This window comes from Labrenzia sp. THAF35 (genome assembly GCF_009363595.1).
GTDB classification, from domain to species: Bacteria; Pseudomonadota; Alphaproteobacteria; order Rhizobiales; family Stappiaceae; genus Roseibium; species Roseibium algicola.
Genome location: NZ_CP045380.1, coordinates 3884622 through 3895811, shown reverse-complemented (window position 1 = coordinate 3895811; position 11190 = coordinate 3884622). Strand labels below are relative to the sequence as shown.

Below are 11190 nucleotides of genomic sequence, written 5' to 3'. Positions count from 1 at the left end.
CATGAAACGCTTTGCAATCGGCCTTGCCTGCGCCGCCCTGTTGGTTGCCGCAGCTGCCGCAGCCGCCCAGGAACACATCGCCACCATGCGCCCCGCAACGCCGTTGGCGGAAAACGGGACGCCTGCCCCGATGCCAAAGCCGGTGAACTCCGACATTCGCCAGGTGCGGAACTATCCCGAGCAGCCACCGCTTATCCCTCACACGATCGAGGGCTATCAGATCGACAAGAACTCCAACAAGTGCCTGAGCTGTCACTCCCGTACAGCCATCGAAGTCAGCCAGGCGCCAATGGTGTCGATCACGCATTTCATGAACCGGGACAACCAGTTCCTGGCGTCCGTCACTCCTCGGCGGTACTTCTGCAATCAGTGCCACGTGCCGCAGACCGACGCCCGGCCTCTGGTCGAGAACGACTTTGTCGATGTCGATGAAGTGCTCGAATATGTGAAATCCAAAGAGGGGGCCAAATGATGCTGGCCTTCCTCAAAAGGCTCTGGACCACCATCCGCCGCCCGAGCGTGCACTACAGCCTCGGCTTTTTGACCCTCGGCGGCTTCATCATGGGCATAATTTTCTGGGGTGGTTTCAACACCGCGCTGGAGTTGACCAATACCGAGAAGTTCTGCACGGGCTGTCACGAGATGCGCGACAACGTCTTTGCCGAGCTTAAAACGACAATCCACTACTCCAACCGCTCGGGCGTGAGAGCCACGTGCCCGGATTGTCATGTCCCCCATGAATGGACAGACAAGATCGCGCGCAAGATGCAGGCCTCAAAAGAGGTCTGGGGCAAGATCTTCGGGACGATCAATACGCGGGAAAAGTTTCTGGAACACCGGCTTGAACTGGCCCAGCACGAATGGGCCCGGCTCAAGGCGAACAATTCTCTGGAATGCCGCAACTGCCATTCCGCCGATTCCATGGACATAACCCGTCAGAGTGGGAGGGCCTCTGAGGCGCACCAACGCTTCCTGTTCACGGGTGAAAAGACCTGCATCGATTGCCACAAGGGCATTGCGCATCGCTTGCCGGACATGTCCCAGTCGGCATGGCACGGGGAAAAACCCGAAAAAATGCTGAAGGAAGCCACCGCGTTTCTGGCAACACGGCAAGATTGATAAATCACTCGTCGAAACAAAAAGGCTGGCTGACAAGCCAGCCTTTTTCACGTCAGGCCATCGTAATGTAGCTGCGCATCTGCTCGGCTTCGAGTTCAACCTGCGCAATCTTGAACTTCACGACGTCGCCGATGGAGATCACACCGGTCAGCTTGCCGTCCTTCACGACCGGCATATGGCGGAACCTGCCCTGTGTCATGCGAGCCATGACTTCGTTGATGTTGTTCTCTTCGGAGCAGGTAACCACGTTCTTGGTCATGACACTGGAAACCGGTGTTTTCAGCGCCGACACGCCTTGCGTACCGACCACGCGAACGATGTCCCGCTCTGACACAATGCCGTCAACGGCACCTTCCTTGTCGGAAACGACCACGGCACCGATCTTGTGTTTTGCCAGGGTTTCACAAATTTCGCTGAGCAACGCGTCGCTGCGCGCTGTGATAATATCGTGGCCTTTCCCACTCAGGATAGCGGCTACGGTCATTCAATCACCTCCCATGGCATCAATCGGTCCGTTTTACCGGACCAGATCAACCGACGCTCAATCGGAAGCGATCAAACGTCAATAGTTGATCGACCTTAATGTAGTCTGCCAGCCGGTCTCCGGAAGGAGATGTTCCTGCTGCTCGACCACTTTCGCACCGACTGGGGCCGGACGTCCATTCGAATCCGACAGGACGACCTCCAGTCGTCAGGTATCATGGCAAAAAAATCAGATCGCGCAAACTGTTGACCTTGCGTCTTAAAGGTACTTTCGCTCCGCGTCAGGAATTCCGCCGCTGCGGCACGGGGTCAAACAGCGGGAACAGGGCAAGTCCGGCGACAAATCCACCAATATGAGCTTGCCAGGCAACACTTGCCGGCTGTCCCGCAACGGGACCGCTCATCAGACCGAAGAAAAGATTGAGCCCGAACCATACCGCGACAAAAACCAGAACCTGTTGATTGCGAAGGCATTCCGCAAGCGGCTGCGCCGGTACGAAGTAGGCCGTCGGATCGTTGCTGCGGATCGCACCCAGCGGGCCACCACGCTCGAAAACGAAGCGAATGGCCGCAGCCATTTGGCCGGAGATGGCAGCGGATGCTCCGATCATCGGCGCCCCTTCCCCCCAGTGGGTGGCAAGATGAGCCAGCGCTCCGCCAACGGAACAGGCCGCCGAAAACAGCAGAAACCGGCCTACGCCAAACCGCCTGGCAACCGCACTGCCGAAAATCGCCATCCAGAGCAGGTTGAAGATGATGTGCATGGCGCCACCATGCAGCAGGCTGTAAGTGACGAAGGCCCAGAGGCTGGAGAGAAGATCAAAAGGCGGCAGACTGCCGAGATAGGCATATTTTACCGGCCAGAATGCAAAAAGTTCGATGATCAGATTGTCCAGGTTCGCCGGAAGGATCATCCCACGCAGAACATGGATCGCAATCAAGATACCGCCAAGCCAGACGATGATCCCGGGCAGATTGAACACGGGCGGACCGGACGGCCGTTGGGGAGGTTGTTCCTTCTGGGCTTTTTCGCGCCGGGCGCGTTCTTCATCAATGCGGTAAACGTTCATGGACCCTCTGCCTTTCCTGTCTTTCTTCTAAGCCAGATCGAAGACAAAACAAGAGTGGTTCGACCGCCAGAACATGCGAAACCGGGAAATAGTGACTTCGACTTCACCGGTCACAATCCCCAAAAAGCCTGAAAATACAAAGCGCCGGCCACCTAAAGGTGACCAGCGCTTTGCGATGCCCCCCAAAACCGGTCGCGTCCCCACGACGCCCGTTCAGGACAGTTGTTCACTTTGGCCGGCGCTTGTTTTACCGAGGCAGCTCTTGGCGGCTGTACCTATCGGCCCGCGGCCTGACCTGCAACAACAGTTTCCTCCCACCCGCTGTCTATGTGAACTGAGTGTTAAGCTGACAGGCAACCGCCTTCAATACAAGTTTTACCGAAAATTAACCTTAATTTCTGACCGCCTCTCAAGCTTTCGCGCCAACAAGCACTTGGCACGCGCCCTGCTTTGTAAAGGTCAAAAACCAACAGGGAAGCATTTTCGTCCCGTTTTGAAACAAGAACTGTCTTGAGACGAAACACCGGGCGCAAGAATGGCAAAGAGGCGAACCAGATGAAACACGGCGTAACGCAAACTCTTTACAACTACTGGGACAATCTTCGTGGCGCCCGTCCTGCACCGAACCGCAGTGAAGTCGATCCGGGTGAGATCCGCGGCCTTCTTGGTGACACCTTCATTCTGGAGACGAACGGTTCGAGGGATGTGCGCTACCGCCTCGCCGGTACACGTCTGTGTTCCGCACATTGCCGGGAACTCAAGGGCCGCAACTTCCTGCGCGGCTGGAGCGTGAAAGACCGTGAAGCCCTGGAAAGCCTGATCGCCGCCATCACCGAAGATGCGGCCGCGGCCGTAATCGGCATCAACGGCCATACGGAACGCGGACAGATCCTGCAGATGGAAATGCTGCTGGTGCCGCTGAATGTTCCAGGTGAAGGCAGGATCCGTGTCCTGGGAAGCTGTACTCCGATGGAAAAACCCTATTGGATCGGCCTGCATCCCATTTTGAGCCAGTCGATCAGCAGCCTGCGCCTGGTCTGGCCGGACGAGCGCCCCTATTTCGTGGATTCCCCTGCTTCCACGCTCAACCCGATCCTGCCGCGGTTTACCGCCGAGGGCATCGCCATGCCGACACCGCCCCTGCCGAGCGGTGCGGAGCGCAAGGTCGGACATCTGACCGTCTATTCCGGCGGCAAGTCCTGACCCGCACAACATAGCAAGTCTGGTAACATCCCTGTTCACCTACGAAATCGGGCCGGCCAAGAATCAGCTGGCCCGAATTCATGTTCGGCACCGGCTGGTTTGCAGCCTCTATTCAGCTGAAAAGAAGTCCTTCCTTCCGGATTTTTACTCTCGCGTTATTGTGCTTTCTCGCCAGAGAGCGCTCGAATTCCGAACATCACGGCCGTACCCGCATTTTTATCGATCACAAGTCTGGACCTGTGCGCCTTCTGAGCTACACTCTTACACATCGTTAACCCCAGCTATCTAAAGTGCTTTGAAAGACGTCTTTTGAATCGCATCTCAGCCGGGGACAATGCGATTTGCGCACCGTTTTGGATAGAACAGGCATGAGCGCCGGAGTGGCAACAGCAACCGAAGGAAGCAGATCGCTTCAAGTCACTGACCGCCGGCGCCATCAACGGGTCCAGGTCAATATACTGGGCCGCTTCATGCTTGAAGATCGGCGCGAATATCCTTGTCAGGTTATCGACATGTCGCCGGGCGGCATGGCCATGATTACACCGGTCACCGGCAGGGTCGGCGAACGCGTGATTGCCTATCTTGACCACCTGAGCCGCGTCGAAGGCAGGATTTCCCGCCTGATCGATGGTGGCTTTGCGGTTGAACTGCGCAATACGGTCCGCAAACGCGACAAGATCGCCAATGTTTTGACGTGGCTTGCGAACCGGGACGAACTCAATCTTCCCGAAGACCGCCGCCACGACCGCTTCGTGCCCAAAAACCCGATGACGAAGATGATCCTGCCGGACGGCTCGGAACATGTCTGCCGCATCATAGACGTATCCCTGTCCGGCGCGGCCATCGCCACGGACATCGTACCGGAGATGGGCGACGCCATCACGCTCGGCAAGATGCATGCACGCGTCATTCGCCGCATCGAAGGTGGCATAGCCGTCGAATTTGCTGCTGTTCAAAGCCGCGAATTGCTGGAACATCACATATCGGCACCAGAGGAAAGCTGACTTTAGCTTTCTCATCAATCGCAAGTGCTTAAAACCATTCAGACAGGCCCGGCTTTTTGCCGGGTCTTTTCGTTTCTGCGCAATTTTCCGGGTAGTCGCGTTTCTTTTCTGGTGGCCAGATCCAAAAAAATCAAAAAACTTTCATGCCCTTTTCTCACCCTTGAGGACGGGCACAAGGCCCGCTCCAGACCGAAAACCAGGCGATTGAAAACCGATTTCGCACCACTCGAAAAACACCAATTTCTCGCTAATTCAATGACTTCTGGAGGATGCATCAAATTTTACGAAAATTTTCCTCCAACTTGAATTAAAGTAAATTCAAATAACGATAAAAAGAAACTCAAACACACATAAAATACAAATAAAGTTTTACTTTGGAGATTTTCTCCAAGTAAAAATCATTGAGTCATCGTTGCGTCAGCCTTGGGGAGGGCGTTACGATGAAATTACTTCACAGAACTCTACTCGCATCTGCAATGTTGCTGTCTTGCACCGCCATGGGATCGGTTGCACAGGCAGAACCGGGCCGCTTTATGGACATGCAAATGGTTGTCAAGGCACCCGTCGGCTATGACCAGTTCTGCCGTGACAACGTCTCGGCTTGTCCGAAGGAAACATACAAGCCGGTTGTCGTGAAGCTGGACGAAGCCCGCTGGAACGAACTCATTGCAATCAACAAGGAAGTCAATCGCCGGATTCATCCTATGACCGACCAGGACCTGTTCGGCCAGGAAGAATACTGGACCTATCCGGTAAACGGATACGGTGACTGCGAAGAATACGTCCTTGAAAAGCAACGGGTCCTGATCGAAGCCGGCTGGCCGAAAAGCGCCCTTCTGATCACCGTTGCAAAAGATACCCAGAACTCGGGTCATGCCGTTCTGACGGTACGTACGGACCATGGCGACATGATCCTCGACAACCAGATCGAGGCAGTGCTGCCCTGGTATTCGACACCCTACCGTTACATCAAACGCCAGTCCGCCAGCTCGCCTGTGCAGTGGACAGGTATTGCAGACACGCGCGTGACGACTGTCAGTAGCGTGTCCAACTAGGATTGGGATTGGTCCGGCTTCAGCCGGCCTCTAGGACGATCCGGTCGCGTCCCCACCCTCCCCATCCCTACCACGACCGGATCCAGGGAACCGGCCCGCCCCCCGCAGGCCGGTTCCCGCCTTTTCAGGCCCAGCTCAATCGGGATCGGGTCGAAGGGGTCAAGATCAAAGCGGATCAGAGTTCCCGCAGGCCGGCCTTGAAGCGTCGCCAGTTGCGCACATATCCGTCGGCGGAATTCGCAATCCCGTTCGCTGCTTCCAGCGGCAACGTTTTCACGACCTTTCCTGGCACGCCCACCACAAGAGAATTGTCCGGAATTTCCTTGCCTTCGGCAATAAGGGCATTGGCACCAATGATACAGTTGGAGCCGATGACAGCGCCGTTCAGAATTGTCGCGCCCATTCCGACCAGCGAATTGTCCTTGATCGTACAGCCATGCAGGATTGCCTTGTGGCCGATCGTGCAGTTGGCGCCGATGGTCAGCGGGTAACCCATGTCCGTATGAAAGACGCAACCGTCCTGGACGTTGGAGCGCATGCCGACGGTAATCGGCTCGTTATCACCACGCAGGACCGCGTTGAACCAGACGCTTGCAGCTTCCTGCAGAATGATATCGCCAATCAGCGTCGCATTCGGTGCGATCCAGTATTCTCCGTTTTCCGGAAAAACAGGGGTACGTCCATCAAGAGCAAAGACCGGCATGAGACCTCAGGTGTAACCAATCATGATCAGGGCAACGTTGATCACCATAACACCGGAACACATGCTCCACATGCCGGCAATCGTCGAAGACGCGACCAGCCAACCCAACGGCCGCTTTTCGATCCTGCGTCCACGAATGGCATTGCGCATGATGATGAAGGGTCCAGCGAACACGCAGACAAAAACGCCGGCGATAAACGACAGGATGCCCTCTCCGTCAAAGGCGAACTTCGGCGGCTGCTTCGTGATCAGCTGATAAAGGCTGCCCAGCACACCGGACGCAACAAATCCGGCGCATGCGATATATCCAACGATTAGAAGATTGAACAGCACGCCCGTTAACCCCTTGTTAACTCTTTCGCACGGAAAGTGATTAAGAATTCGTAAAGGGTCAAGAGCAAAGACTGTGCCGGAACGGCAAATGAGCGAAATCCCCTCAATTGAGCCACTTCGAGCAGCGTCAACGCCTTCCCCAAGCGGGACACCTGTGCCGTTTCAGGACAACCTGTCCCATATATGTGCACAGCCAATCAAGGGACTGAAGTCGTGATACCTGTCTCCTTGCCAGGCCCGATCAGAACCGATCCCCGCCACTTCACTTGGCTGGCGTTGGCAATGTGTGTATTGGGCACGGCTCATGTTGGCGGGAAGATCTACTCCTGGTCATCCGGCTGGCCGATGGAGGCAGGCATCAGACAGGACCAGCCCGTCCGCTTTGCGGTTGGCACGACCCGCTTTGAGCTTCCCCTGAACCTGATCGCGACGGCTTCGCAGAAACGGCAGGCCCTTGGTTCCGAAGCCGCGTTTGAAACACTTCGCCTGAACCTGCATTGGTCTTCCAGCGCCACGAAAAACAGCGATACGGGATGGGACACCCCTGCGACGATCCAGGTTGACCTTGAGAGCAATCCCGGCCGGGAGAGCCTGCGGGCAAGGCTTGATCCGTTCTACAGGCGTCTTGCACGCGGCGGCGAGATGAAGGGGCCTTCTGGACTGAAGGTGCTGAAATTGTCGGCGCGTGGCGCGCCTGCGACGGATCTCATCGTCTACGATCCAACCGTTCAAAACGGCTTCATCGCACGATGCCGCAAAGACAGCACTTCCGGAAAAGCCGGTTGCCACCGTGCCATCGTGTTCGCCTCGGGTCTGGAGCTGCGCTACAGCTTCGATCAATCGCTTTTGCCGGACTGGCGCCGTCTCGACGGCGACATCGTTGCCAGCATCGAAGGTTACCGGATGCAATGACCTGACTTGAGCGAATGGCGGAGAAATGAAAAAGGCGGCTCACCAGGGGAGCCGCCTTTTCACTTTACGATCGAAAAGTCTGAAACTCAGACTTCGTCCAGATCAATTTCAAGGATTGCCATCTGGAAGTTCCAGCTCAGATCTTCATCCTCATCGTCCCGGAAGATGACACCGATGAATTCATCACCGATGTAAACTTCAGCAGAGTCGTCCTTGCGCGGGCGGGCCTGCACCTTGATGGTCTTGTTCTCGAACTTCGAACGCAGATAGGCTTCGATCTTTCGGATTTCATCGGGTTTCACGGCGCTCTCCTGTTCTTTGCCTTCAGCATCAATCTGGCGCGGACCCTACAGGAGCCAACGGAAATGCCAAAGCCTTTCCGCAAGCTTTCCCCGTCTTCCTGAAACCGGAATTTCAATTCGTCTGGCCGGCGTCTTCACCGAGCAGCTGATTCATGCTGCGGGCCGGTTCTGCGCACCCTGCCTTGCCGACGATCTTGGCCGGAACCCCGGCAACCGTCGTGTTTGCAGGCACGTCCTGAAGCACCACGGACCCCGAGGCAATGCGCGAGCAATGTCCGATTTCCAGGTTGCCGAGCACCTTGGCTCCCGCCCCCAGCAAGACACCGCGGCGGATCTTCGGATGGCGGTCGCCATCTTCCTTGCCGGTGCCGCCAAGGGTGACGCCCTGCAGGATCGAGACATCGTCCTCGATCACCGCGGTTCCGCCAACAACAATGCCGGTACCGTGGTCGATGAAGATACCGCGCCCGACAGGAACTGCCGGATGGATGTCGATCTGAAAAACTTCAGAGCTGCGGCTTTGCAGATAAAGGGCAAAATCCTTCCGGCCACGACGCCACAGCCAGTTTGCCAGCCGGTGCGTCTGCAGGCCATGGAAGCCCTTGAAGTAAAGGACCGGCTCCAGGAAACGGAAGCATGCCGGATCGCGGTCGAAGACGGCAACGATGTCGACCCGGAAAATCTTTGCCAGCTCCGGCTCGTCTGCCAGGGCTTCAAGATAGGTTTGCCGGATCAATGATGCGGAAACAATGTCCCGGCCCAGCCGGTCGCCAAGGCGATGAACGACGGCCTCTTCCAGGCTGTCATGGTTCAGAACCGTTTCGTAGACGAAGGACGACAGGGCCGGCTCTGCCGCGACCATCGCTTGTGCTTCATCCCTCAGTTGATGCCAGACCGGATCATGGGTCGGAACTTCTTTCAAACCGGTCTTGCTGATCGGTGCCGACATGGCCTGTCTCCTTTTCAAGCCGTCACGAGTGGTCCTTAAAATAGGACTGTCGTCTGATATTCCCAAATCAAACTTCCTGATATCAGATATGACCGTTTCGAATGAACCCCGATACCTGAAGATTTTCAGCATCTTGCTAACTAAAATCGCAATTTGAGGTTAAATCATGCCAACACAAACGTCCCAATCAGCCCCTTCCGGCAACCCGATGGTGATCCGCAACGGTCAGATTGCAGAGCTTGTGTTGAATGCGCCCGACAGAAAAAACGCGCTGCCTCTTGCCGCATGGCAGGCAATTCCCGGTCTTCTGGCAGAGCTGGCACGGGATCCGGACCTGCGCGTCTGCATCGTGCGCGGTGCCGGTGGCAAGAGCTTTTGCGCGGGCGCTGACATATCGGAATTCGAAGCTATCCGCTCGACGCCGGAAGCCGCCAAGAGATACGACGACATAAATGTTGCCGCCTTCAAGGCGCTTAAGGCGCTGCCTGTCCCGGTCATTGCGGCAATTGAAGGCCCCTGCCTTGGCGGCGGCCTGGGCCTTGCGCTCGCCTGCGATCTGCGCATCGCGGCCCGTTCCGCCTTTTTCGCCATTCCTGCAGCGAGGCTCGGTCTTGCCTATCCGCCCGAAGCGCTCGGGGATCTTCTGGAAGCCGTTTCACCTTCCAACGCCAAGAGATTGCTGTTTTCGGCCGAGCGCTTGATGGCCGAAAAGGCGCTGGACATGGGCCTTGTCAATGAAGTGGTGGATGACATGGATCTGAACCAGCACATCAACGCGCTGAGCAAGGCACTCTGCGCCAATGCGCCTTTGTCACTGAAGGCAGCCAAGCAAGCCATCAATCGCCTCGCCCAGCCCGGCAGTCAGGCGGACGCAACGGCTGACCTTGCAAATGCGCAGGTCTGTATCGACAGTGCCGACTACCGCGAAGGCTGCAGGGCCTTTCTGGAAAAGAGATCGCCGGTGTTCACTGGCGTCTGACAGGATCGCAAGCCAAGCCCCGAAGCTGAATCAACCTCTCAACCTCTTCTGCCAGCCAGTTGAAACGACTCCCGTTTTCACTTCACAGCGAACACCCGAACGCGTCACGACGACTTGTCGGCAAACCTGCCTCAGGCCATCGCGGCATCGGTTTTGAGTGCGATCAGGAAGTCCTCTACCGCCCCGGCGAAAACGTCGTTGCGATCACCGGCAACCATGTGTCCGGCATCACGGATATCGGTGAATTTCGAGTGAGGCACCAGCGCCTGGAACTCGCGAACATGGTCCATGGACACCAATTCGGAGTTCTGCCCCCGGATCAGGAGAACAGGCACGGAAAGATTGCCCGCCGCAGCCAGCATGCGCTCTTGCGACTCCACCGCCCTGTCTTCGTCCTGATGATGCTTTGATTTCAGGAAAGCCGGGTCCCAATGCCAGCGGTAGCGGCCATCTGCATGGAGGCGAAGGTTCTTTGAGAGGCCGGACAGGTCCTTGGGCCGCGAGCGGTTGGGCAGATAGCGGGCGATCGCATCAGCGGCCTCCTCCACATCGGCAAAGCCGTCATCGACCCTGTCTCCCATGAAGCCCAGGATCTTGGCGACACCACCCATGTCGATCCGCGGCGTGATGTCCACCAGAACCAGCGCGGAAAGACCGCCCCTGTTTTCCTGTCCCTCCGCCAGCATACCGGCAAAGCCGCCAAGCGACGCACCAACGACAACCGGGTTCGCCTTGTGCAAGGCCTCAACCTGACTGGTGACAGCCACGAGATCCCTGGCGAAATCGTCGAATGCATAGTTTCCCGAGGCAACCCAGTCGCTTTCGCCATGTCCGCGCTGATCCAGTGAATAGACCGGGTGCCCGAGATCCGCGATCCTTCGTGCAGCACCGTCCCAGGAATGCCGGGTCTGGCCGCCGCCGTGGAGCATGATCACAGGCAAGTCCCCTACCCCGTAGCGATCTGCCACCAGACCGTTCTTTTCCGCGCCCTGGAATTCAACACGCTTCGGACCCATGCAACCTCCCTCGATACCCGATCAGCACACCACAGCGCGGCTTGCGCCTCCGGTGGCATCAA

General features: G+C 56.9%; 14 protein-coding genes. 7 read left to right on the top strand and 7 right to left on the bottom strand.

Annotation, left to right across the window (positions count from 1 at the left end):
• Position 1 precedes the first annotated feature (1 nt).
• Complete coding sequence (locus tag FIU93_RS17820; RefSeq protein ID WP_023001084.1) at positions 2-472, top strand: nitrate reductase cytochrome c-type subunit; 471 nt, start codon at positions 2-4, stop codon at positions 470-472.
• The gene (locus tag FIU93_RS17815; protein ID WP_031269311.1) at positions 472-1119 is read left to right on the top strand and encodes a cytochrome c3 family protein; all 648 of its coding nucleotides are present in this window, start codon (positions 472-474) and stop codon (positions 1117-1119) included. Before FIU93_RS17820 ends, FIU93_RS17815 begins: the two co-directional genes overlap by 1 nt.
• A 52-nt stretch (positions 1120-1171) precedes the next feature.
• Here FIU93_RS17815 and FIU93_RS17810 read toward each other — a convergent pair whose 3' ends face one another.
• Both FIU93_RS17810 and FIU93_RS17805 read right to left on the bottom strand, forming a co-directional pair.
• A complete protein-coding gene (locus FIU93_RS17810; RefSeq protein WP_055654829.1) occupies positions 1172-1603 on the bottom strand; it encodes a CBS domain-containing protein in 432 nt (143 codons plus the stop codon).
• Positions 1604-1883: 280 nt separating this feature from the next.
• Complete coding sequence (locus tag FIU93_RS17805; protein WP_152506353.1) at positions 1884-2672, bottom strand: rhomboid family intramembrane serine protease; 789 nt, start codon at positions 2670-2672, stop codon at positions 1884-1886.
• A 555-nt stretch (positions 2673-3227) separates the two neighbouring features.
• Between FIU93_RS17805 and FIU93_RS17800 the strand changes: the two genes are divergently transcribed.
• The 3 genes from FIU93_RS17800 (at position 3228) to FIU93_RS17790 (ending at position 5934) form a co-directional block, all read left to right on the top strand.
• The gene (locus FIU93_RS17800; RefSeq protein WP_031269307.1) at positions 3228-3875 is read left to right on the top strand and encodes a PAS domain-containing protein; all 648 of its coding nucleotides are present in this window, start codon (positions 3228-3230) and stop codon (positions 3873-3875) included.
• Between the two features lie 368 nt (positions 3876-4243).
• Positions 4244-4879 carry a PilZ domain-containing protein gene (locus tag FIU93_RS17795; protein ID WP_055654833.1) on the top strand — a complete coding sequence of 212 codons (636 nt, stop codon included), beginning with the start codon at positions 4244-4246 and terminating at the stop codon, positions 4877-4879.
• A 545-nt stretch (positions 4880-5424) separates the two neighbouring features.
• Positions 5425-5934 carry a transglutaminase-like cysteine peptidase gene (locus FIU93_RS17790; protein ID WP_208993515.1) on the top strand — a complete coding sequence of 170 codons (510 nt, stop codon included), beginning with the start codon at positions 5425-5427 and terminating at the stop codon, positions 5932-5934.
• A 175-nt stretch (positions 5935-6109) separates the two neighbouring features.
• On the opposite strand, the gene FIU93_RS17785 is transcribed toward FIU93_RS17790, so the two are convergent.
• Together FIU93_RS17785 and FIU93_RS17780 are read right to left on the bottom strand one after the other, a co-directional pair.
• Complete coding sequence (locus FIU93_RS17785) at positions 6110-6637, bottom strand: gamma carbonic anhydrase family protein (protein ID WP_023001077.1); 528 nt, start codon at positions 6635-6637, stop codon at positions 6110-6112.
• Positions 6638-6643: 6 nt separating this feature from the next.
• On the bottom strand, positions 6644-6970 hold the full coding sequence (locus tag FIU93_RS17780) for a hypothetical protein (RefSeq protein ID WP_023001076.1): 327 nt from the start codon (positions 6968-6970) through the stop codon (positions 6644-6646).
• A gap of 282 nt (positions 6971-7252) precedes the next feature.
• Here FIU93_RS17780 and FIU93_RS17775 point away from each other — a divergent pair, with 282 nt between their 5' ends.
• On the top strand, positions 7253-7882 hold the full coding sequence (locus FIU93_RS17775) for a hypothetical protein (protein WP_145903469.1): 630 nt from the start codon (positions 7253-7255) through the stop codon (positions 7880-7882).
• A gap of 86 nt (positions 7883-7968) precedes the next feature.
• Here FIU93_RS17775 and FIU93_RS17770 read toward each other — a convergent pair whose 3' ends face one another.
• Positions 7969-8184 (bottom strand): DUF3126 family protein, encoded by a 216-nt coding sequence (locus FIU93_RS17770; protein ID WP_006940479.1) that lies wholly within the window; start codon positions 8182-8184, stop codon positions 7969-7971.
• A 112-nt stretch (positions 8185-8296) separates the two neighbouring features.
• Positions 8297-9133 (bottom strand): serine O-acetyltransferase, encoded by an 837-nt coding sequence (gene cysE / locus FIU93_RS17765; protein WP_023001074.1) that lies wholly within the window; start codon positions 9131-9133, stop codon positions 8297-8299.
• A gap of 166 nt (positions 9134-9299) precedes the next feature.
• On the opposite strand from cysE, the gene FIU93_RS17760 reads away from it, so the two are divergent.
• A complete protein-coding gene (locus FIU93_RS17760; protein WP_152506352.1) occupies positions 9300-10112 on the top strand; it encodes an enoyl-CoA hydratase in 813 nt (270 codons plus the stop codon).
• Between the two features lie 131 nt (positions 10113-10243).
• Here the strand turns inward: FIU93_RS17760 and FIU93_RS17755 are convergent, their stop codons facing one another.
• Positions 10244-11128, bottom strand: a complete 885-nt coding sequence (locus tag FIU93_RS17755) for an alpha/beta hydrolase (protein WP_055654838.1) — start codon at positions 11126-11128, stop codon at positions 10244-10246.
• Between the last annotated feature and the right edge of the window lie 62 nt (positions 11129-11190).